Below are 20,378 nucleotides of genomic sequence, written 5' to 3'. Positions count from 1 at the left end.
AACGCGAGCGCCAGCTTCACCATCGTTACCGCGAGCGGGAAATCCGTCGAAGCAAACAACCAATCCAAGAGCCGTTGTCCTACCAAGAGAAACGGTTCTTTGCGTGGACCTACTACCGCATGAAAGCACTCAACCTGCAACTGCAGGGAGAGATATGCGCCAAACAGGAAGAGATCGACGCGCTGGAGCATGAACTCAATCGCCCGCACGAAACGCCATCCAACAAAGAACACCCAACCACCCTACCAACAAAACGCCGGGTGCCATGCCCACGTCTTCATGGGCACGCGAAGAAGGTCGTCCAGAACAGAAGACGTGACCGCGTACGTCAGGCGTTAGAAAGAGACTCTCAAGCCAAAGAACGCGGTCCACCCTAACAACGCGACCCTTCACCCAGTGTAGGGTGTGAGCAGAGACGCGAAGCGGAACGTATCGCACCGAATACGGTCTCCATCCCATGGCAACGCGAAAACGTTGTGCATGGTGCGACTGGCTGCGCTGCTCAGCACCCTACTGCAGAACGGTTGCTTGCTTCTGAACTGCGTTCGCGCATGCGCTTCGATCGGCCGGGGTGTTTTCTGAGACAGGGGTCTACCGACCCGTTGGACAGAAGTTATGACTGACGATGCGGGATAACATCCCTTGCACTTTCAGTTTCATCATTTTCTTTTCAGCCGAAGCGCGGTCGGCGAACGTGCCAGCACGTTTCCAGGCATGCTCCGTCGCATCGAAAACATCGACGAAAACCTGCCGTGCCATACCACCCGGAGCACTGACGGAAATCCATTTTCCCGCCGAGCATTGTGCGGTTTGATTCATGGTCCAATCTCCCAAGAAATGAGTAGCGGTTCTTATTCCATCGAATCATTTCGAGGAGATTGATAAACCAATTTCCAGGTTTTCTGCGGCAAGATAGCAAATTGCGGCAATCGGCACTTTCGCACCGACATCGCTCGGCAAAAAGATGCCGAGCGGAAGTTCGATCCTTTCACGAGGCAATCGCGGATGTTCAGGCAGTGACGTGTGCCCTGCACGATTGCGAAAATGGGTGGACAGTGCGTGTTAACTCTTTGCTATTAAGGTCAGTTTACCGATTACCACCCCATAACCATGTTGGACTCGATGGCTTTGCGTGCCTGATTCAGATCGTTGCCGGTCTCGTTCATGTATAAGCGAATCGCATGGACTTTATCCCCTTCTGCTTTCGAGAGGCAGTCGCGTGCCACAATACAAGGGTCCAGCGGACCGGTCGTTAAACCGAGTGCAGCTTTAGAGATCACCCACGACATCCGTGGCCGTTTGGAAATGCGAATCACGTCGTCGCCGGGGTAGTTGTCGTAGACCTGTCCTTTGGCCTCGTTCTCGTCATCCGCCCAGGTGATGACGATGTGAGCGTTTGTTTCAACCTCGAAAAGCGCCATGGAGAATCTCCTTCTAACGAAGACATGAGAGAAAGCGAGCGTGAAAAGAACCGGCCTCATCCTCTTCTGGCCTGCCCTCGCTTTCTTTCTAACGCGCTAGAATCACGACCACACAAAACGCAACGGATGCGCTGTTAATGCCAACCGGCAAAGCGTCGTAGGAGAAAGAAACATAACGGGGCGACCTAGTAGAACAAAATGAGGTAGTTTCCGGCGAATTTAAATCGTCTTTACGCAAGCGTCAATCAAATTTCTCGCTCAAACCTGCGCGAACCAAGGCCTGCAAAATGAGTAGTGGCTGCCTGTCTGCCGTTGTTCTCGGAAGTGGCCTGTTTCTGGTAGAATGCAGGCAATCGTTGAGGAAGAAACGAATCCCTATTTTCTTTCCGCAAAATCTTTTGGATGCCCATGTCTGAGTCGAACTCGACCGAATCCCAAGCCCACCCTGCCCCAGCACCTAGCCCTTCGCAAGTGCCGCCACCACGGCGTCCTCCCTTGGCTCTCGTTCTTGTGGTGGTCTTATTGCTGAGCGCAATTTACGTTGGCTACTCATTCTTCAATCCTCAATCGATGGCCCAGTGGAAGTGGGCTGCCGCGGTCGATGCCTTGGAAAAGGACAACATCGACGAGGCAAAGCAGCTGGCCAATGAAGCCGTTGAGTTGGACCCCGAAAACGCCGAACTGCGATTACATATCGCGGAAATGCATTATCGTCAGGAAGAAACGACCGAAGCTCGCATACAAATCGAAGAGGCGATCGCCCTGGGCAAGAACGATCCACGGGTCGTCACCCAAGCTGGCTTCCTGCTTTCACGCATGGGCCAGCATGACGGAGCCCTGTTCCTGGCAGACCGGTTGGTTGATATAGCCGAGCAAGAGAAAACGATTCACCTGCACGAGGCACTCAACCGTCGGGCTTACTCGATCGCCATGGCCGCCGCAGACGAGGCCGCCACACCAGAACAAATTGCCCAAGGCATGAAAGACATTGAACTGGCAATCGAGTATTACGGCGACGACGCCTCGTACATCGATACGCGCGGCTACCTTAAAGTATTCCAGGGCGATCTAGAAGGATCGGTCACCGACCTGGACGCGGCGATCTCGTATTACGAGAAAGCGCGGACCAAGATGCTTGCCGATCTCAGTCCCGAACAAGTCGAGAATATGCCGAGCGGGATTTCCTTTATGGACAAACAGCTCAAGCAAATCTTGGCAGTACTTTATTCGCATCGCGCGACCGCCCACCAAAAGCTTGGCAACGACGAGAAAGCCAAGCAAGATACCGACCTGGCCGAATCGTACGGTGTCGATCGTCTACGAGGCATTTGGTAACAGAAACCAGGCCGAAGCTAAACGGTTTCGGCCTGAGGTTCTTCGCGTGGTGCAGCTTTGTCGCTTCCACGTTTTCCGAGCGACTTCTCTAAGGATCGAACTTCTTCGAGCAGTGCTTCTTCGTCCTCGCCCGGCAGGGCCGGAGGCGACAAACCGGGGACGGGATGCTCTTGAACGCCTTCACCGGTATGGCAATAGATGCAATTGCGACCGCGTGATTTGGCACGATACAGCGCCGCATCAGCACGCGCGAGTAACGTCTGGGATTCGTCGGTAGCGACAGCCTGAGCGACGCCTCCACTAACGGTCACTTTCAGTCGTTGTTCAATCGATTCGCGAATGCGTTCGGCAAAGTACAATGCCCCCGCGAGATCGGTCGACGGCATCAAGATCACAAATTCCTCGCCACCGTAACGTGTCACCACGTCGGTTTCGCGAACGCAGTTATCGATCAAACTGGCCACTTCCTGGAGAACACGATCCCCTTCCAAGTGTCCAAATTCGTCATTGATTCGTTTGAAGTGATCGACATCGAGAATGCATAGCGAGAAGGTCAGCTCGTAGCGTTCCTTCATCGCGAACAGGCTTTCCAGGCTGTCGTCGAGCGCACGTCGGTTGCTCAGTCCGGTCAGAGGATCGGTTCGCGATTCGGTGAAGGTCATCAGCAGATTGGCTTGCTGTCGGACTTCGTCGTAAGCATTCGCGATTTGTGACGAAAGCCGCATCGTGGGGCTCAGCATCCGCTCGGCTTCTTCACACAGCGTTTGCCATGACTCGCCGGTTTCCTTTTCCTGGGAACTCATCAAGACGATGCGTTCCTTGAAGTGGGCGATGCTCGATTGATGGGAAGCCAGATTCCGGCGTACTTCGCGTGAGATTTCTTCCAGTTGCTTTACAATTGCCTTGGCGCGCTTCAGTTCCCGACGAGCATAGACCTGCTCGGCTGAAACGGGGTGATAGTTCCGTTTACCTAGGAAATACCCAATCAATGCGATCAATGCCATCGCAACGGGTGTCGGAATTCCTAAAATCCAGTCTTCCATCCTGGCTCTTTCCTGCACTCACTAAAAGGTCTCGATTGACTGTCTATTCCGGTGTCGCTTGTCCTTAGCCAGATCAGCTACGGGTCTTACTTCCCACGCCTTGCAAACAAAAAATGCCGAAGCCCACGACCAATGCAAATGCGAGCGTCCACTCCAGGGTTCCCATGTTGACGACGAAGTCTTCCGCGTCACGAACCACTTGAAAAATGAAGTCGCGCATTGTCGGTTTTCCGAAACATTAGAAATAAGACAAACAAGGTTCCACTTCCTAACGCTAGGTCACAAAACCGTGATTCGGGGGGAATTCACGCGGAAATGCCAGGATCGCGCGAACAGAATGGACGCGAGTCGGTCCCATAGAAATGACATAACTGGCATTTATTGCAAAATCGCGGCCGAGAGAAAAAATGCGGCCAAATTATCGCCAGGGGGGCCTTGAGTTTCAGAGCGATGGGCCTATATTAACTTATCTCAACACGAGTTGGGGCCGTAGCTCAATTGGTTAGAGTACCGGACTGTCGATCCGGTGGTTGCGGGTTCGACCCCCGTCGGCCTCGCTTTTAAGCGAGAAGGCAGCGTTGGAAATCCAATAGCTGCCTTATTTTATGCGCTTTGGGTAACCTCAGGCCTGCCTTGGCTTCGCGTCTATGTGGGTCGCTCAAAAGTCTCATCTCCAGGCGTCTTTCTGATCGCCATACCCCCTCTCAGTGCTATCCAGGCGACTGTGAAATACCGTGCGAAGTTCGAACGATTCGCGGTGATTCAGCCCCGCATTGAGACGTGTGTTGTCACTGCGATAACAGAACCTCCCTTCTTCCCCTCCCGACAGATTCGCTGCAAGCACTTATAGCGTCATCACTTAGGGATTTTCTGACTGAATTGGCATAGTCCCTGCGTTTGTACTTAAGCAGATAACAAACGGAGTCGCAGCTGGGAAACGCGGTTTTCCACTGCGAAAACATTGCCGCTAGGTTTTGGAGAAGAATCGCTATGAAGTCGTTATTACTTGCTGCTGTTGTTGCTGTTGGAATGATGTTTGGGGCTGCTGCTACGGCAGAAGCTGGTGGTCCGCGTTATGACCGCGGTCATCATGGCCACCATCACGGGCACCATGGTCGTCACCCCGGATATCGCCACCAGAACTATCACCGACACTATCACCCGAGCCCTTACCGTTATCGTTCGTACAACTACTACGGACGTCCGAACTATCGCAGCAACGGGTTCTATTACGGTAGCCCAGGTTTCTCGTTCGGTATCCGCTTCTAAGCGAAACGAAGCGAATGAAATACTGACGTGACAACGCCCCTCGGCCCCTTCCGGCCGAGGGGTTTTTGCTGCGCCGGCTCGTCGTATCACCCCTCGTTCTTCCATGAAAAGAGCACTAAATTGGTACTCAATCTTTTACGAGGGAAGCTTGACTGATGTTGCATTTGAAATCCGAATCGGGCCAGCTTTGGCTCGATCAGGTCGAAAAACAAACAGACCTGATCCTGATCGATCATGCCCACTGCGAAAAGAAAGCAGCTGGGACGGCCCTGAACTTGATGTTCGCCTACATCGAAGATGAAGAGCTGTGCCGCGAGATGACCGAGATCGTCAACGAGGAACTCGAGCACTTTCAGATGGTGCGGCAGCTGCTCAAGCGACGGGGTATCAAGTTCTGCCGCCTGAAACCGGGTAATTATGGCAGCCAATTGCACGCGTTGATCCGAAGCCAGGAACCCCAGCGAGCCGTCGACCGACTGCTGATTGCCGGACTGATCGAGGCCCGCAGCTGCGAACGTTTCGACCAGCTTCGCAAACACCTGCCAGATGCCGAGTTGCGTGATTTCTACGATAGTTTGTTTGAATCCGAAGCGCGGCACCACGCTGTATACGTACGCCTGGCCAAGCATTACGCACCCGATGCGGAAGTCATGTCGCGGCTGGATGAACTCGCCACGGCGGAAGCTGCCATCATTGCCGCCGGAGATGAGAACGCTAGGATGCATAGCTGAACGACCGCCGAACCTGCGTGGCGAGTTGATGCACCATCCCGATTTGCTACACTCACACTTCTTGCCTTTACTCAATAGCGATGCCAGACGGCACTCAAGTACCTGAATGCCCGCCTGCGAAAGAATTCAGACACCTCATGAGCACCGATACCGAGCTGAAGAGTTCTCCTTCCCACCCTGCCCTATCTGGCCTCGACAAGCAGGTCCAAGGGCTCCGGGAAACGGGCCAATATTTCTTCGAGCGTGGCTGGTCTGTCGGCACGAGCAGCAACTATAGCGTCGTCGTCAATCGCAGCCCGCTCCAACTGATGGTTACGGCCAGCGGTATGGATAAGGGACGCCTGGCCCCGAACGACTTTGTTCGCAGCAACTACGACGGCAATCAGGTCGACGCCGAAAACATGCCAACGACCGATCAGCCTCGCTCTTCGGCCGAGACGCAACTGCACGTTGTGTTAGCGCGCATGGAAGATGTCGGTTCGGTCCTGCATACTCATTCGGTCTGGGGCACGCTTCTATCCGATACGTTCGGCGACGAAGGGGGCTTCGATATCGAAGGGTACGAAATGCTTAAAGGCCTGGCCGGCGTGAAGACGCACCAGCATACCGAGCACGTGCCGATCTTCGAGAATACCCAGGACATTCCCAAGCTTGCCGAAAAGGTCGAGAAGCGAGTCCAAGACGAATCCTTGCCGCCAATCCACGGCTTCCTGATCCGCAATCACGGTTTGTATACCTGGGGCGAAGACCTGGCCGAAGCTCGACGGCATATCGAGATCTACGAGTTCCTATTCGAAGTCTTGGGACGCAAACTAGCCGCACAAGGCAAGCTTTGCCCTGCCAAGTAATCCCACATAATCAATCACTTTTCGCACACGTCCTCTTGAATCAGTTTCGCCCATCCGGCGAAGGGAGAAATCGGCACCATGGCCAGCATTTCCGTACCTGACGAAAACCGAACCATCACCGACGCTCAGGAGATCAGCAACTTCCTGAAACCGTTTGGCATCTGGTATGAAAAGTGGGAAGTCGCCGACCGCATTGGCGAAAAGGCTACCAACGAAGAGATCCTGGAAGCCTATAAGCCTGAGATCGATCGGCTCAAGCAGCAAGGCGGCTTTGTCACCGCCGACGTGATTAACGTTTCGCCAGAGACGCCCAACCTCGATGCGATGCTCGAGAAGTTCAACAAAGAGCACACGCACGACGAAGACGAAGTTCGCTTCACGGTCGAAGGACGTGGCGTCTTTCACATTCATCCAGAAAACGGTCCGGTCTTCGCCGTGCTCGTAGAATCAGGCGACCTGATCAACGTACCACGCGACACGCAGCATTGGTTCAACCTGTGCAGCGACCGGCACATCCGCTGCATTCGCTTGTTCGAAGACCCCTCCGGCTGGACACCGCACTACATGGACGATGGCGTCCACGTGAAGTACTCCCCTTTATGCTGGGGACCTGACTACCTGGCCAAGGCCGACGACATCGATCCGGTGGTGAAACTCTAATGACGTGTGCCTGGAATGTCATTTTGTTGGACATCGAAGGAACGACTTCGAGCGTTTCCTTCGTGTACGATGTCATGTTCCCCTATGTCCTGCGCGAACTCGATGCTTACCTCGATTCGGCCTGGAACGAACCGGGCCTTGCTCCGGTTCTCGATCAGATCGCCCAAGATGCCGGCAGCGAGGACTTCGCCACCTGGACAGCCGACTGCACCGACGAATCGGAGCGACGAGCCAAAGTCGCGACCGAAATTCGCCGACTGATGGATGGCGACGTGAAAGCTACCGGCTTGAAGGCCCTGCAAGGCATGATCTGGAAGAATGGCTTCGAACGCGGCGAAATGATCGCCCAGGTTTATGCCGACGTCCCCGAAGCGTTGCAGGCGTGGACTTCGGCAGGCCTTCGCGTGTACATCTACTCGTCCGGGAGTATCGGGGCTCAGAAGCTTTTCTTCGGGCACAGCGAAGCAGGCAATCTGCTGCAGTACTTCTCTGGTCACTTCGACACGACGACCGGTCCTAAACAGGTCGCCAAGAGCTACGACACGATTGCCGCCGAGGTGGGCGAAGCCGCTGAGAAGGTGCTGTTCATCAGCGATGTCGTCGCCGAATTGGACGCCGCCCAAGAGATCGGCATGGATACCCGTCTGAGCATTCGCCCAGGCAACAAACCGGTGAAAGATGGCCACTCGCACGAGGCGATCACCAGCTTCGCCCAAGTTTCTTTGGGCTAGCGGTGCATCGCCAGCAGGCGGAGAAATCCGCAAATCTTGCCATCTTTTGGCTCCTCCCTGCCCAACACTTGTCGACTTCGATGCGTACCGTAGGATGACAACGATCGAATTGGATTCGGCAAGCACGGACGGATAGGACTTTCTTTTTCGCACGGAATGCGACCTGCTTTGAAGCCGCGAAGACCACTACGGACTCGCAATGAAAAGGCCAGCAAACATGGTTCGCATTTTCTACACCCTGACAATTGTCAGCATTCTTGCCACCTCCCCGGCTTGGACTTGGGCCGGTTCGCCGGTTCAGTTTGACATCGGGTATCTCACGCCTGCCAACGAAGTGACAACGGCTGAGTTTAAAAATGCCCGGCCAGGCTATCGACTCTTGCAAATGGACTTGATGATCTCGACGATGGTCGACTCGCGTGTCGCCGATGATCTCGTCGAGACGACGTTCTTCGTTGAACTGCACAACCCGCGTATTCAAATCGAAGACTTCTCGCCGCAAACGACACTGCAAAGCCCTTACGCTGGCAACATCTCGAAGGAAAATCGAACCGAGTTCGATCTCAACGGCAAGCTCTCGGCGAACGAGCGGCTCACCGATACCCTCGGAGCCGACGCGACACTTGGCTTCAATCGGAAACAGGCCACCGTTGAAAAAATGGACATCTTGCCAGACCTCAAGCTTGTGGCGGCCAGCGGAACGATTCATCGCGGCCGCGGTGTTTACTTTCGTTTCAACCGCACCAACCAAACGAGCCTGGAAGGGACAACCTTGCTTGGCATTGTGTTGGCCGTTCCCGAAAACTGGTCCGCCGACACGATGAGTGTCCGTTGCCGCGCGAAGATTCGCCAGTCCGTTGTCCCGGGGGCCCCTTCGAAGGAAACGGAACTGCCTGAGTCGCAGTACACCGTGGCAATCTACCAGGCCGGCGACCGCTACGCGGCCGAGGTGGCCGAACGTTACATCCAGCAAGAGTCGCAGTGGCTGCAGACGAAGCGTGAGTACGACGACGAAATTCACCATCGCCGCAAGGACTCGCCACTGGATTACCTGACGTCGATCGTTCGCCCGAGCAAACCGATTGGAAGTGTCGATCAGTGGCTGGCCCGCTCGCCCAAACAGGCCACACGCGAACTACCACCGCCGGTGGTCGATGCCTACTATCAGTTTCAGCAAGCGAAGTCGTTGATGGACAGCTGCAACGGAAACCGCCCCTTGGCGAAGTCGCGTGTATCGGACGAATCGGCCATTGCCAATTCGCCCATCACAATTGAATTGAGCGACGATTAGAAGCATGTCGAATTTATCGGTCGAGTTCGAACGTTGACTTGATCCGCTGTGGAAGCGAGGTATTCGCTTCGCACTAAGCTTTGCTTTGAGGCCTGGAAGGGCCGACCGAATCTTGGCGATTGTTTTTTCGGTCGCCCTTACAGGGCTAACGCTTATCTCGAGTTTCGATACCAGGGGCTTACGCCACCTGGCTATATTCGGCCGGGCCTCCGGCCCTTAGGATGTGAGTTCCTGCCCCAGAATATCCTTTGTTCAGAATGCCTCTGCTTCAGGTTGATCGGTGCGGTAGTTTTGCTGACGGTGTTGGGTAAACGTCGTGCAGAAAACCCTCACCCTAGCCCTCTCCCTGCGAGACGAGGGGGACAAGATGGGGATTGGCGACCATCTACTGAAGGTGGTGACTAGCTGGTCGTTTCTAGGTCGAGGTATTCGACCGGGACGCTCTTGAAGACCTCTTCCATGCTTGTTTCGCCGCGAGCGACTTTCAACATGGCGGCTTTGCGGAAGGTGACCATTCCCATCTCTTCGGCAATCTTTTCGAGCTCGTGCGTGGGCTGGCGATTGATGATCGCGTCGCGCAGGCCTTTGTTGATGGTGACCATCTCGAAGATGGCCGTACGCCCGTTGTAACCTTCGTTTTCGGCAGTCGGATCAGGCCCATAGAAGTGCCCCCCTTGGCCATCTTCCAACAGCGGTTCGATATCGGCGAAGGTGGTATTGTTGGCCCCCAACTCGTACCTCATGCGTGTTTCCGGATCGAGAACACGGACCAGACGCTGGGCGATCACACCACGCAGGCAACTGGCCAGGAAGTAAGGATGGATGTCGAAGGACAACATGCTTTGAACGGCACCGGTAGCGACCGGAGCATGTAACGTCGCGAAAACAAGGTGCCCACTGTTGGCAGCCCGGACGGCGGTGATCGCCGTTTCCTTATCCCGAATTTCACCCACCATGATGATGTCAGGCTGCTGACGAATCACCCCTCGTAAGAGATCGGAAAAGTCGAGACCGACCTTCAAGTTGACTTGCGATTGGCGAATGCCAGGCAAAGAGAACTCGATGGGATCTTCCAGGGTGTTGATCTTGCGATTCCCGTCGTTGAGATGCTGCAAGCAGGCATACAACGTGGTTGTCTTGCCGGTACCGGTGGGGCCGGTGACCAACACCAAACCGGAAGACGACTGAAGCATTTCCATCAAGGCGTTTCGGTCGTGACGCCCAAGGCCGATCTCTTCGATCGATAACAGATTGTTCTCTCGATCCAACAAGCGGATCGTGAGATCTTCCCCTTCGCGAGTCGGGATCAGATTCAATCGCAGGTCGATGACTTTTTCGTCGTCGCGATAAATCCAACGACCATCCTGCGGTCGGCGACGCTCGGTGATATCGATCCCGGCGAGAGCCTTGACGTAGTTGAGCAGTTGACGCCCTTCAGCAGAAGGAAGCTTGGTGATGTACCGCATTCGCCCCCATAGACGCATGGCGACCTGGTACTCTGGTTCGTCGGCAAAGATGAACAGGTCGCTTGCACCGGTCATGGACGAATGCTCGATCAGAAGCCGCATCTGGGCTTCCGGCTCGAGCGTGCTCATATCGACATGCGAGAAATCGATACCTTGGGAGCGATCGTGCTTGTGAGAATGATCGATCTCTTGCGAGTCATCGACCCCATTCGAGTTATGATTCGGCGTTGACACCAGCTAATTTCTCCGCTTCCGAGGCATTGGCAGCGTTATCAAAGACAAGATCCATGCGCATCAATTTGAAGACATTGGCCACCGCCGGAGGAGCCGAATAACAAATCATTCGTCCCCCGTGCTCCCCAAATCGCTTTTGACAAATCAGCAGCCAACCAATGCCGCTGGAATCGATCACTTCCGCATCCTTGAGGTCTAGTAGCACCGTCAGGGTGTAAGCATCGGGGCCCAACAAGCCAGCGATCGGCTCTTTATCGCGAGGAATACCATCCTGGCTTACTTTACCAGTTACGGCGATATGAACGTGGCTATCTTTAGTTGAGATGATCTGTAGGTTCATGAGCAAGCCAAGTCGTCGCGTCTCGCCTATGCGAATCCGCTGATCAGTTATGGGGTCACATCAAGTCGTCGTTCAACGTATCGTGCACGGGCAATAAGGTCTGCCGGCTATCGTAGGGCCAACCGCCAAGTGGAGCAGGTTAGTCGAACGTGCGGCAAATCAATCCACCATCGGCAAGGATCGTGGTCCCTGTAATGTACGCACCAGCATCACTGCCAAGCAACAAGGCTGGTCCCACCATGTCTATGGTTTCACCCCACCTTTTGACGGCGGTCCGCTCGGCGAAACGCTGTTTTTGCTCGTCGTTTAACAAGCTCATGGGGAGGTCCGTCGCGATTGGGCCAGGGCAAATACAGTTGACGGTAATGCCGTGTGGTCCTAATTCTAACGCATGTGCTCTTGCCATCCCAATTAGAGCTGCCTTGGTGCCGGAATATAAACCCCGACCCGAGTTGGAAGCCAGGGCCATGACACTCGAAAGGTGAATGATACGCCCCCAACTTTTATCCTTCATGCCGGGGACGACATGACGAGCCAAACGCATGCACGCGGTGAAGTTCAGTTCTAACACCTCGTCCCAAACCTCGTCGGTAGTTTCCGTTAAGATTTGAGGTTTGTTTGTCCCGGCATTGTTGATCAGAACATCGACACCTTGAAACGCTTTCAGGACATCGATGGCCATGGCGTCGACCGCTGCTCGGTCCAACATGTCGCATACGCGGTACTCGACCTGGACACTAAGTCCCTGAGCGATCTCCGCAGCGGCGGACTCTAGCTCTTGTTTATTGCGCGCGGTAATGCAGACATTGGCCCCGCATTCGGCAAAAGCTCGGGCAATCGTTTTGCCGATTCCCTTGCTTCCGCCGGTGACGAGAACGGTACGGCCAGTCAGATCAAAAAGACTTTTTACGGACACGACAGTTCTCCACTTGCTAAGACAAAATGAGGGTCCATTTAACAAGCGGGGCCGCGACCGAAACTTCAGCCGTGACCCCAATCTTGCGTATGCTACTGATTCAATCCGATCTCAGGCAACTAACCGCCGAGTGCTTCGACGACCAGGTCACCCACTTCGGAAGTTCCATAACCCATCTTGCCGGCACTTTGGCTTTTCATCTTGGTGCCGGTAACGACTTGGATGGCCTTCATGACGCGGGCACCTGCGGCTGGCTGACCGGTGTGCTCTAGCAGCATCGCACCGGCGCTGATTGCCGCGATCGGATTGATCACGTTCTTACCGGTATACTTGGGTGCACTTCCCCCCATCGGTTCGTACATGCTGGTACCACCGGCATCGGGGTTGATATTGCCACCGGCGGCAACGCCCATGCCGCCTTGCAAGATCCCGGCCAGGTCGGTGATGATGTCGCCGAACATGTTGGTCGTGGCGATCACGTCGTAGTACTCGGGGTTCTTGACCATCCACATGCAGCACGCATCGACGTGGTTGTAGTCTGGTTCGACGTCGGGGTAATCCTTGGCCACTTCCTGGAAGGTACGCCAGACCAGATCATGCCCGTAGGTAAGCACGTTGGTCTTCGCGACCAAGGTCAACTTTTTTCCTTCCGGGTTGTTTCGCTTCTGAGTGTATTCGAAAGCCCAACGCAGCCAACGCTCGCAACCCTTGCGGGTATACATGGCCGTCTGCGTGGCGACTTCGTCTGCGGTTCCCTTCTTGAGGAAACCACCGATGCCTGCGTACAGGTCTTCGGTGTTTTCACGCACGACCACGAAATCGATTTCTTCCGGACCCTTGTCCTTCAGCGGAGTCTCAACGCCAGGATAAAGCTTCACCGGACGCAGGTTAATGTATTGATCTAGCTGGAAACGCAGTTGCAGCAGCAAGCCTTTTTCCAAAATACCTGGGGCAACGTCGGGGTGACCGATAGCCCCCAGGAAGATGGCATCGAACTTTCGCAGCTCTTCAACGGCACCTTCTGGCAGAATTTCGCCCGTCTTCAGGTAGTGATCCCCACCAAAACCGAATTCGGTCTTTTCGATGGTGAAACCTTCTAACTTGGCGGCCGCATCCATGACTTTCAGGGCTTCCGCTGTGACTTCAGGTCCGGTTCCATCTCCACCAATAACGGCAATTTTCATGTTCGACATCTTTTCGGAAGGTAGGGGTGCTGTTCGTTGTTAACCACGATCGCGAGATAGGCCAAAATGCATAATTGCCGAAGCCCAAGCACGATGAACACTCCATTTTATCCGTCCTTTGGAGGCGGAACAACGACCCCCAAGCCGTCGCCAAGAGACCTTATGTCGACGGTGGTAACTTGGTCAGCAACCGTTTTAACGACCTGACCGACGGTCGCTCGAACACATAAATGGGTAACAAGGCGGGCTGGTAGCCAGAAGCCCCTGGATGAATGACGATATGCGAGCGTCAGCGGAACACGCTAACATGGGTCCTTGTTACACCCCCGAGAAGCACTTTATCCGCACTGAGTAGAAAGACCTTGCATGTCGAATCCCTACGAAAGTCCTAGCCCCAGTCCCACATCGCGATCCCAGGCAGCACAAGCCCAGGTGAATGCCCCTGCGATTGCTCTGATGGTCATCTCGGTACTGGCCATTGGGATCGGCCTTCTAGGGCTTGCCGGAAATGTCTTTCTGCTGCTATCGGGCGCGGTCGCGCACTTGGAAGCGAACAACGACGGCCCGATCTCCGAATACACGACCATAACCGTTCGCAGCATCTGGGGTGCCCTACTCGTCGCCGCATCAGGCTTCATCCTGTACGGCGCCATACAGATGAAAGGCCTCACCAATTTCACCGCCGCCAGAACCGCCGCCGTGATAGCCGTGATCCCCTGCATCGGCCCGTGCTGCCTGCTGGGGATCCCGTTTGGGATCTGGGCGTTGGTAGTGCTGGCGAAGCCTGAGGTGCGAGATGCGTTTGATTAGGTGGGTGAAGGGCGAGGCAATCTAAGCGATGAATGATGAAAAGTTAGAGCTGAAGTTCGTACTTGAGATCATTAAGTCACGCTACGGTTCGTGGGAGTCCCCGAATTTTGATTTTGTTAGCACTTCATTGTCGCATTCACCTTATGCGACGATCGTTGCCGAATTGTCATCCCGCTACCAGGTCGAAGAGGAAATGGATGTGAATGATGATGTCAGCTTTGGATATCTGATTTCTGATTTCTCTAGTCGGTGGTTCTTACAGATTTCGATGTTGGCTCCCTGGGCCTTGCTGATGAGGATCTACGACAATGGTTTAAGCGTCGTTGAATTGAATGAAGAGCTAAGCAGCACGGAGTCAAATATCACCGATATTCTTCAGCGGTCTAACATTAAATTACTAGGAAAGAGTCTCCTGAGTCTTCCCGTGCCACTCCATTTGCACAATACCGATCCCGGCAGCGTTCGCATCTACCAAGCGGTATTTTCCGATACGGAAGTACTTCCGTGGGCGCGCGAAGCATGAGTTCCAAGCAGGCAACTGGCCCTCTGAAAGCGACGAAACGTCTTGCTATTGCACAAAAAGAACCCCAAGCAGCAACGCCTGGGGCTCTTTCTATTTCCAAACTAAACGCTCAGCAATCACTACCCACTGATCCGGTTCACTGCATCCAAAATCGCGTGCACCGTCGCTTCAACCGTATCGGTTGAACTTCCGCGTCCTCGGGCAGTCTTCTTATTCGATTCGATCTCGACGGTGACTTCCCCTAGGGCGTCGCGGCCCAAGGTTGCGCTGTGGACTTGGAAGTCTTTGCAGGTGATCGGGACTCCCGTGATGCGTTCGATCGCCCAGAAGGCGGCGTCGATGGGGCCGTCTCCTTCGGAGATCTCAGCGGTCTCGGTTTCATCGCCGCGACGGAGTTTCATCTTCACGTGGGGCGGCTTGCCGGTTCCGTGGGCGACGTCCAAGCTCTCCAATGTCCAGCCTTGGCGGACTTCGCCGCGGATCAGCTGGTCGCAGAGCGAGGCGATGTCGCCGTCGTAGATGTCCTTCTTTTTGTCGGCCAGCTTCTTGAACTCGTCGAACACCTCTTGAAGCTGCTCGGCGCTCAAGTGATAGCCGAGCGCTTTGGCGCGGTCGGAAAGCGCTGCCCTGCCGCTGTGCTTGCCGAGGACCAGGTCGGTCTTTTCGAGGCCGACGTCTTCAGGTCGCATGATCTCGTAGGTGGTCGGCTCTTTGAGCATGCCGTCTTGGTGAATGCCAGACTCGTGGGCGAAGGCGTTGCGGCCGACGATCGCTTTGTTCCGCTGCACCTGAAGCCCGGTGATGTTGGAAAGCAAACGGCTGGTCGGCACAAGCCGCGTGGTATTGATGCGGGTACCGATGTTGTAGTAATCGTGCCGCGTGCGAAGTGCCATGACCACTTCTTCGAGCGAGGCGTTCCCGGCTCGCTCGCCGATGCCGTTGATAGTGCACTCGATCTGCCCGGCCCCGGCTTCAACACCGGCCAAACTGTTGGCCACGGCCATGCCCAGGTCGTCGTGGCAGTGCACGCTGATGACGGCCTTGTCGATGTTGGGGACGCGGTTCTTCAGGTCGGTGATGACCTTAAACATATGGTTAGGCGTGGCATAGCCGACGGTGTCTGGGATGTTGACGGTGGTCGCCCCAGCGTCGATGGCCGCTTCGACCGCGCGGCACAGGAAGTCTGGCTCGGTACGCGAGGCATCTTCCGGCGAGAACTCGACATCGTCGCAAAAGCTGGCGGCCAGCTTCACGCCGTCGATCCCGCGGCTGATGATTTCGTCGGGCGTCATCCGCAGTTTGAACTCGCGATGGATGGCGCTGGTGGCGAGAAAGACATGAATCCGTGGCTGCTCGGAATGCTTTAAGGCTTCCCAGGCACGTTCGATGTCTTTGGGATTACAACGAGCCAGGCCGCAGATGGAAGCCCCGCGAATGTTGGTGGCGATTTCCTTGACCGATTCAAAGTCGCCCGGCGAAGCGATCGGGAAACCGGCTTCGATGACGTCGACGCCCAAATCGACCAGGGCCTGGGCGATCTCCATCTTCTCGGCGCGATTCATGCTGGCCCCTGGCGATTGTTCGCCGTCGCGGAGCGTGGTATCGAAGATCTTTACAGTTGGAGTGCTCATAGGTTTCGTAGGTGATTAAAAGTGATCGTGTGTGGATGGGAATGCGAAAGACCTCATAGCCGGCCGCAAGCCGGCCCGGCTAGGAGGAGGATCGACGCACTGGTCACTCCGAAACAATCGCCTGGTTGGGGATTCGCCATGATTCTATCTGGGTAGCTTAAGTCAACAAAAAAAGCCCTAAGGTGTTGGGCCTTAGGGCTTTTGGTGATCTCGTTTTGAGCGAACGTGAAACCTTCCCTAACACCCGGGGGTGATCAGCAGCAGTTGCAGCAGTAGGAGGTTTTGATTCATGTTTAAATCTTGCTCGCTTCGTAGTTGTTTTGCTATGAATGACTCTACTTCCGTTGGTAGGTTCGGTCAACCGGGCGTTTTTTCGTAAACCGGGATTTCCTCGGACCTTAACGGCAATTTGGGCAAAACCTATCGGCCATTCGACCGATAGGTAATGCAGCCAGGCTATTAACTGATAGGCGAGAAGATAGAGAGAAGGTTACCAAGCCATGACAGACCGCTTGGACGTCACCAACGAACCAGAATCGGGGCAACCCAGGCAGAACGCCGAGCAAGGGCGCAAATCTCGTCCTTTTCTGGGGGTGAAGTTTGATTGCTGCAGTATCTATTCGCGGATCTATCAAAACAAAGACGGCACGCACTACATCGGCAACTGCCCGAAGTGTGCCAAGCAGATTCGCATTCGCATCGGCCAAGGTGGCAGCGGCAACCGGTTCTTTACCGCTTATTAGGTAGCTTGCCTGGCACAGTGCCTAACGTGGGTGCTATCGTGCAGTGATAGCACCCCCTGCCGCGTCCATCTTGAGTCGTGGCTTCAATTTCCGTACGATCTGCCGCCCCCACGTTTTAGAGGATGGCTGCCATGATCGACTTCGACATTCAACGCTGCGCGAAAAAGTGCCACGCCACCGAGCGCGAACTGCGCGCCGGCGACGAGTACTTTTCGGTCCTCGTCCCGGAAGGGTCCGAGGTGATCCGACAAGATTTCAGCAAAGAGGCCTGGGAAGGTCCGCCTGAAAACGCCATCTGCTGGTGGCAGGCAACGGTGCCTGATCCGCAGTCGACCAAGATCAGCTGGGCCCCGCACGACATCATGCTCGATTACTTCGAGCGGCTCCTGCAAGATCCGCAGCAGCAAGACGCGGCCTACGTCGTGGCGCTGTTGATGGTGCGGCGGAAGATTGTGCGGATGGAAGATGCCGAAAAGGGTGACGACGGCATCGAACGCCTGGTGCTGGTCGGACTGAAGCGAGAAGGAAACTACAAGATTCCTGTCGTCGAACCGACCGCCCAGCGAATTGCCGAGATTCAAAACGAACTGACCTCGCTGCTACAAACGGGCGACGAGCCAGCTTCCCAATAACCAAACCAACGCAAGGATGCGCCAGTGACACAATTCAAGCTGCAGGGGATCGTTGCGATCTTGCTGGTTGGTTTTGCATGCGGTGCCGGGTGCCCGCAGTTTACTCAGCCGGTCGACCCGATGTACCAGGCCCCGGTCGTCTTCAATGCTCCGCCGACGATGGAGCAGCTGATGGCCCAAGTGAACATGAACACGCAGCGCGTCCAGTCGCTGGAATCGACCGGCGCGTCGGTGGGTATGAAGGGCTTTCCTTCGATCCGGGCTCAAATTTACATGATGCCGCCGATGAAGTTTCGCTTGATTGGCGAAACGGCGTTAACCGGTCAACTGCTGGACCTGGGTAGCAATGAAGAAGAGTTTTGGGTGTGGGGCCGCGGGTTCAACTCGCCTGGCATGATGTATGCCCGGCACGACGAATTCAATCGCTCGATGGCCAAGACCATGCTTCCGGTCGAACCCAGTTGGGTAGCCCAGGCCATGGGGCTGGCACGCTTCGATCCTAACAACTTCCACCAGGGGCCATTCCCAACGGCGTCTGGCAACTACGAAATCCGTACGACGTTAAACTCTTCGGCCGGGCAAATCACCAAGGTGACGGTCATCGACAAACAGTATGGCTATGTACTCGAACAGCATATGTACGACGGCGCGGGGCAGCCGATTGCTTCGGCGTTGGCCTCGAATTTTCGCTTCGATCCAAGCTATGGCGTGTCGTTGCCGTACAAGGTCGATATTCGCTTGCCGAAGTCAGGCATGGACTTCTCGATCTCGGTCATCGGATATCGCATCAATCAACTGACCGAAGGAACCGGAACATTTACGCGTCCGCGCAGGCCTGATGTGCCGGAGATCAACCTGGTAGGCAATGCCGGGCAGCCCATGCCAGGCGGCCCGGTTTACTCCAGCGGCCAACCCCTGCCCAGCGGTCAACCGGTGCCGGGTGGACAGCCCATGCCCACGGGTCAGCCGTATCCAAACAACGGTCAGATGTTGCCATCAGGGCAACCACTACCCGGCAGCCAATATGCCCCTGTCCAGCAGGCTCCAATCCAGCAGGCACCGACAGGCTACCCGCAGTCGAGCCCTCAGTACCCGACTGGTGGTGGATATCCGCTAGGAAGCAATACGCCATCGGGGCCCGTCAACGCGGTTCGTCCTGTCTACGAAACGGCCACGCAGCAAGACTACCAGTCCCCGCCAATCCGCGGTCTACATTAGCAAAGCGGTGCCGCCTAACACCCCGGGTGGCTCAGAGATTCATCTCTGAGTGGCCGCAGGCCACAAGCGGCTAATGCATCAGGCCGGGACTAGATAGAGGGTCTCTATCTCGAATCTCCGAAGTCCCAACGGGGCGAAAGAGGGGTTAGCCAGTCGATGGCGTTACGACGCCGTGCCTGGGATCTGCAGGCGTTCTGCCGAGGCGTCTTTCAAGGCGGTTTGAATCCGCTGCTCGGCACCTCGATCTTGAAGCTCTTGGATCACAATTCGCCGGGCCGCTACGGTTAGAAATGTCGTGAAACTGCCGTTACCGTCGAAGCGATGCAAAATCTCGAGGTTGTTTTCCGACAAACGCTCGAAAGTGGCGACCACGACCGCGTCGGCATCCTTCTGAGTGAGGGTCCATTTCTGGTTTTGTCGGGCATGCTGGACCACCTGAATGACGGTACTGGCATAACGATCAACAAAACGCCGCCAGTTCGCGGTAGGGGAAGCTAAGAGGTCTTCCAGCAATTGAAGATCGGCGGAACTGGCTTTCATGGACACACTCTGGACGTAAAAACGGTGCGAATTGAGACTGAAAGAAAGTAATTAACTTGAGACTTAAGCTCAATACAGGTTTTCACTTCGGATAAAGGGCCAAAAGGGGCTTGGCTGCCTTGACACCTTATTGAGACAGGAATAAAAAACGAGGAGTAGGTCGCCGCTGAATACCTTACATAGACGCGACTTGCGATCTGGGGCAAGATCAATCGTGTGTGCCCCGATTTGATTACTTCGTTTTGAACACCGCTTTTGTGGTCAGGAGATACCTAGGATGACTCACGTAGTCTGCGAACCGTGCTTTAACTGCAAGTACACGGATTGCGTCGTTGTTTGCCCCGTCGAATGTTTCTACGAAGGGGATAAGATCCTCTACATTCATCCCGAAGAGTGTATCGACTGCGAAGCGTGCGTGCCGGAGTGTCCCGTGGAAGCAATCTTCCACGAAGACAACGTGCCCGAAGAATGGCAAGGGTTCACCGAACTGAATGCCGAGATGGCTCCGCAGTGCGAAGTGATCACCGAAAAGAAAGCGCCGCTGGCCGACCAATAGTCGCGCATCAGGCCACTTGCCGGATGGAATAAGAAGGAAGCCACAATCAAACGTTGTGGCTTTTTTCGTGCGCCACCTCTTAGCCTAACGCGACCACCATGCACGATCATCTGGCTGATCAGGAGCCGCTTCAAGCGATGAAGTCAAGTCGATTCACACATATTCTCGCGGTAACTTACGTCTTACCGTTTATTCGAAAGACTCGTATTGCTTCGGATTGTTTAACAAGGTTAGGATGAAAAACTGCTTACTTGCC

Annotated in this window: 24 protein-coding genes and 1 tRNA gene; 15 read left to right on the top strand and 10 right to left on the bottom strand. The window is 55.1% G+C overall.

Going from position 1 to position 20,378, the window contains the following annotated elements; all coding sequences use genetic code 11:
* A partial coding sequence (locus tag HOV93_RS18535; protein WP_207398015.1) for a hypothetical protein occupies positions 1-377 on the top strand: 377 nt, incomplete at its 5' end.
* 214 nt (positions 378-591) lie between these two features.
* Here the strand turns inward: HOV93_RS18535 and HOV93_RS18530 are convergent.
* Together HOV93_RS18530 and HOV93_RS18525 are read right to left on the bottom strand one after the other, a co-directional pair.
* A complete protein-coding gene (locus HOV93_RS18530; protein ID WP_207398014.1) occupies positions 592-819 on the bottom strand; it encodes a hypothetical protein in 228 nt (75 codons plus the stop codon).
* A 275-nt stretch (positions 820-1,094) separates the two neighbouring features.
* Positions 1,095-1,421, bottom strand: a complete 327-nt coding sequence (locus HOV93_RS18525) for a DUF6793 family protein (RefSeq protein WP_207398013.1) — start codon at positions 1,419-1,421, stop codon at positions 1,095-1,097.
* 408 nt (positions 1,422-1,829) lie between these two features.
* Here HOV93_RS18525 and HOV93_RS18520 point away from each other — a divergent pair, with 408 nt between their 5' ends.
* The gene (locus HOV93_RS18520; protein ID WP_207398012.1) at positions 1,830-2,756 is read left to right on the top strand and encodes a tetratricopeptide repeat protein; all 927 of its coding nucleotides are present in this window, start codon (positions 1,830-1,832) and stop codon (positions 2,754-2,756) included.
* 17 nt (positions 2,757-2,773) lie between these two features.
* Here HOV93_RS18520 and HOV93_RS18515 read toward each other — a convergent pair whose 3' ends face one another.
* Entirely contained in the window at positions 2,774-3,799 is a 1,026-nt protein-coding gene (locus HOV93_RS18515; RefSeq protein WP_207398011.1) for a GGDEF domain-containing protein, read from the bottom strand.
* 73 nt (positions 3,800-3,872) lie between these two features.
* Positions 3,873-4,019 carry a hypothetical protein gene (locus HOV93_RS18510; protein WP_207398010.1) on the bottom strand — a complete coding sequence of 49 codons (147 nt, stop codon included), beginning with the start codon at positions 4,017-4,019 and terminating at the stop codon, positions 3,873-3,875.
* A 263-nt stretch (positions 4,020-4,282) separates the two neighbouring features.
* On the opposite strand from HOV93_RS18510, the gene HOV93_RS18505 reads away from it, so the two are divergent.
* The 7 genes from HOV93_RS18505 to HOV93_RS18475 all read left to right on the top strand — a co-directional run bounded on the left by HOV93_RS18505 (position 4,283) and on the right by HOV93_RS18475 (position 9,329).
* Positions 4,283-4,356: transfer RNA gene (locus HOV93_RS18505), tRNA-Asp, on the top strand.
* A gap of 433 nt (positions 4,357-4,789) precedes the next feature.
* Positions 4,790-5,068 carry a hypothetical protein gene (locus tag HOV93_RS25940; RefSeq protein ID WP_235990608.1) on the top strand — a complete coding sequence of 93 codons (279 nt, stop codon included), beginning with the start codon at positions 4,790-4,792 and terminating at the stop codon, positions 5,066-5,068.
* 155 nt (positions 5,069-5,223) lie between these two features.
* Complete coding sequence (gene miaE / locus HOV93_RS18495; RefSeq protein ID WP_207398008.1) at positions 5,224-5,799, top strand: tRNA-(ms[2]io[6]A)-hydroxylase; 576 nt, start codon at positions 5,224-5,226, stop codon at positions 5,797-5,799.
* 137 nt (positions 5,800-5,936) lie between these two features.
* A complete protein-coding gene (gene mtnB, locus HOV93_RS18490) occupies positions 5,937-6,647 on the top strand; it encodes a methylthioribulose 1-phosphate dehydratase (protein WP_207398007.1) in 711 nt (236 codons plus the stop codon).
* A 78-nt stretch (positions 6,648-6,725) separates the two neighbouring features.
* Positions 6,726-7,307 (top strand): 1,2-dihydroxy-3-keto-5-methylthiopentene dioxygenase, encoded by a 582-nt coding sequence (locus HOV93_RS18485; RefSeq protein ID WP_207398006.1) that lies wholly within the window; start codon positions 6,726-6,728, stop codon positions 7,305-7,307.
* Positions 7,307-8,038 carry an acireductone synthase gene (gene mtnC, locus HOV93_RS18480; protein WP_207398005.1) on the top strand — a complete coding sequence of 244 codons (732 nt, stop codon included), beginning with the start codon at positions 7,307-7,309 and terminating at the stop codon, positions 8,036-8,038. Before HOV93_RS18485 ends, mtnC begins: the two co-directional genes overlap by 1 nt.
* 217 nt (positions 8,039-8,255) lie before the next feature.
* A complete protein-coding gene (locus tag HOV93_RS18475) occupies positions 8,256-9,329 on the top strand; it encodes a hypothetical protein (RefSeq protein WP_207398004.1) in 1,074 nt (357 codons plus the stop codon).
* A gap of 401 nt (positions 9,330-9,730) precedes the next feature.
* On the opposite strand, the gene HOV93_RS18470 is transcribed toward HOV93_RS18475, so the two are convergent.
* The 4 genes from HOV93_RS18470 to HOV93_RS18455 form a co-directional block, all read right to left on the bottom strand.
* Positions 9,731-11,029: a GspE/PulE family protein gene (locus tag HOV93_RS18470; protein WP_315853435.1), complete on the bottom strand. Its 1,299-nt coding sequence runs from the start codon at positions 11,027-11,029 to the stop codon at positions 9,731-9,733.
* Positions 11,010-11,369: an STAS domain-containing protein gene (locus tag HOV93_RS18465; RefSeq protein WP_207398003.1), complete on the bottom strand. Its 360-nt coding sequence runs from the start codon at positions 11,367-11,369 to the stop codon at positions 11,010-11,012. The genes HOV93_RS18470 and HOV93_RS18465 overlap by 20 nt, the downstream gene beginning before the upstream one ends.
* 139 nt (positions 11,370-11,508) lie before the next feature.
* On the bottom strand, positions 11,509-12,285 hold the full coding sequence (locus HOV93_RS18460; RefSeq protein WP_207398002.1) for an SDR family NAD(P)-dependent oxidoreductase: 777 nt from the start codon (positions 12,283-12,285) through the stop codon (positions 11,509-11,511).
* A 119-nt stretch (positions 12,286-12,404) separates the two neighbouring features.
* On the bottom strand, positions 12,405-13,469 hold the full coding sequence (locus HOV93_RS18455; RefSeq protein WP_235990604.1) for a 3-isopropylmalate dehydrogenase: 1,065 nt from the start codon (positions 13,467-13,469) through the stop codon (positions 12,405-12,407).
* 366 nt (positions 13,470-13,835) lie between these two features.
* On the opposite strand from HOV93_RS18455, the gene HOV93_RS18450 reads away from it, so the two are divergent.
* Together HOV93_RS18450 and HOV93_RS18445 are read left to right on the top strand one after the other, a co-directional pair.
* Positions 13,836-14,279: a hypothetical protein gene (locus HOV93_RS18450; protein WP_207398000.1), complete on the top strand. Its 444-nt coding sequence runs from the start codon at positions 13,836-13,838 to the stop codon at positions 14,277-14,279.
* A 28-nt stretch (positions 14,280-14,307) separates the two neighbouring features.
* Entirely contained in the window at positions 14,308-14,802 is a 495-nt protein-coding gene (locus HOV93_RS18445) for a hypothetical protein (RefSeq protein WP_207397999.1), read from the top strand.
* A 119-nt stretch (positions 14,803-14,921) separates the two neighbouring features.
* Here HOV93_RS18445 and HOV93_RS18440 read toward each other — a convergent pair whose 3' ends face one another.
* The gene (locus HOV93_RS18440) at positions 14,922-16,433 is read right to left on the bottom strand and encodes a 2-isopropylmalate synthase (protein WP_207397998.1); all 1,512 of its coding nucleotides are present in this window, start codon (positions 16,431-16,433) and stop codon (positions 14,922-14,924) included.
* A 500-nt stretch (positions 16,434-16,933) separates the two neighbouring features.
* Here HOV93_RS18440 and HOV93_RS18435 point away from each other — a divergent pair, with 500 nt between their 5' ends.
* From HOV93_RS18435 to HOV93_RS18425, 3 genes are all read left to right on the top strand, one after another.
* Complete coding sequence (locus HOV93_RS18435) at positions 16,934-17,176, top strand: hypothetical protein (RefSeq protein WP_207397997.1); 243 nt, start codon at positions 16,934-16,936, stop codon at positions 17,174-17,176.
* Positions 17,177-17,307: 131 nt separating this feature from the next.
* Positions 17,308-17,808: a hypothetical protein gene (locus HOV93_RS18430; protein WP_207397996.1), complete on the top strand. Its 501-nt coding sequence runs from the start codon at positions 17,308-17,310 to the stop codon at positions 17,806-17,808.
* 24 nt (positions 17,809-17,832) lie between these two features.
* Complete coding sequence (locus tag HOV93_RS18425; RefSeq protein WP_207397995.1) at positions 17,833-19,026, top strand: hypothetical protein; 1,194 nt, start codon at positions 17,833-17,835, stop codon at positions 19,024-19,026.
* A gap of 162 nt (positions 19,027-19,188) precedes the next feature.
* Here the strand turns inward: HOV93_RS18425 and HOV93_RS18420 are convergent, their stop codons facing one another.
* Positions 19,189-19,566: an RNA polymerase sigma factor gene (locus HOV93_RS18420; RefSeq protein ID WP_207397994.1), complete on the bottom strand. Its 378-nt coding sequence runs from the start codon at positions 19,564-19,566 to the stop codon at positions 19,189-19,191.
* Positions 19,567-19,843: 277 nt separating this feature from the next.
* Between HOV93_RS18420 and HOV93_RS18415 the strand changes: the two genes are divergently transcribed.
* Positions 19,844-20,122: a ferredoxin family protein gene (locus HOV93_RS18415; protein ID WP_207397993.1), complete on the top strand. Its 279-nt coding sequence runs from the start codon at positions 19,844-19,846 to the stop codon at positions 20,120-20,122.
* Positions 20,123-20,378: the final 256 nt, after the last annotated feature.

Source organism: Bremerella alba (assembly GCF_013618625.1).
GTDB classification, from domain to species: domain Bacteria; phylum Planctomycetota; class Planctomycetia; order Pirellulales; family Pirellulaceae; genus Bremerella; species Bremerella alba.
The sequence above is the reverse complement of the archived record's forward strand: the minus strand, read 5'-3'. Positions and strand labels throughout refer to the sequence as shown.

Coding starts and splice junctions, on each gene's coding strand:
- HOV93_RS18420 (WP_207397994.1), bottom strand. CDS start 19,566: ATGAAAGCCAGTTCCGCCGATCTTCAATTGCTGGAAGACCTCTTAGCT.
- HOV93_RS18475 (WP_207398004.1), top strand. CDS start 8,256: ATGGTTCGCATTTTCTACACCCTGACAATTGTCAGCATTCTTGCCACC.
- HOV93_RS18515 (WP_207398011.1), bottom strand. CDS start 3,799: ATGGAAGACTGGATTTTAGGAATTCCGACACCCGTTGCGATGGCATTG.
- HOV93_RS18450 (WP_207398000.1), top strand. CDS start 13,836: ATGTCGAATCCCTACGAAAGTCCTAGCCCCAGTCCCACATCGCGATCC.
- HOV93_RS25940 (WP_235990608.1), top strand. CDS start 4,790: ATGAAGTCGTTATTACTTGCTGCTGTTGTTGCTGTTGGAATGATGTTT.
- mtnC (WP_207398005.1), top strand. CDS start 7,307: ATGACGTGTGCCTGGAATGTCATTTTGTTGGACATCGAAGGAACGACT.
- mtnB (WP_207398007.1), top strand. CDS start 5,937: ATGAGCACCGATACCGAGCTGAAGAGTTCTCCTTCCCACCCTGCCCTA.
- HOV93_RS18435 (WP_207397997.1), top strand. CDS start 16,934: ATGACAGACCGCTTGGACGTCACCAACGAACCAGAATCGGGGCAACCC.
- HOV93_RS18465 (WP_207398003.1), bottom strand. CDS start 11,369: ATGAACCTACAGATCATCTCAACTAAAGATAGCCACGTTCATATCGCC.
- HOV93_RS18455 (WP_235990604.1), bottom strand. CDS start 13,469: ATGAAAATTGCCGTTATTGGTGGAGATGGAACCGGACCTGAAGTCACA.
- miaE (WP_207398008.1), top strand. CDS start 5,224: ATGTTGCATTTGAAATCCGAATCGGGCCAGCTTTGGCTCGATCAGGTC.
- HOV93_RS18430 (WP_207397996.1), top strand. CDS start 17,308: ATGATCGACTTCGACATTCAACGCTGCGCGAAAAAGTGCCACGCCACC.
- HOV93_RS18520 (WP_207398012.1), top strand. CDS start 1,830: ATGTCTGAGTCGAACTCGACCGAATCCCAAGCCCACCCTGCCCCAGCA.
- HOV93_RS18510 (WP_207398010.1), bottom strand. CDS start 4,019: ATGCGCGACTTCATTTTTCAAGTGGTTCGTGACGCGGAAGACTTCGTC.
- HOV93_RS18525 (WP_207398013.1), bottom strand. CDS start 1,421: ATGGCGCTTTTCGAGGTTGAAACAAACGCTCACATCGTCATCACCTGG.
- HOV93_RS18440 (WP_207397998.1), bottom strand. CDS start 16,433: ATGAGCACTCCAACTGTAAAGATCTTCGATACCACGCTCCGCGACGGC.
- HOV93_RS18530 (WP_207398014.1), bottom strand. CDS start 819: ATGAATCAAACCGCACAATGCTCGGCGGGAAAATGGATTTCCGTCAGT.
- HOV93_RS18415 (WP_207397993.1), top strand. CDS start 19,844: ATGACTCACGTAGTCTGCGAACCGTGCTTTAACTGCAAGTACACGGAT.
- HOV93_RS18485 (WP_207398006.1), top strand. CDS start 6,726: ATGGCCAGCATTTCCGTACCTGACGAAAACCGAACCATCACCGACGCT.
- HOV93_RS18445 (WP_207397999.1), top strand. CDS start 14,308: ATGAATGATGAAAAGTTAGAGCTGAAGTTCGTACTTGAGATCATTAAG.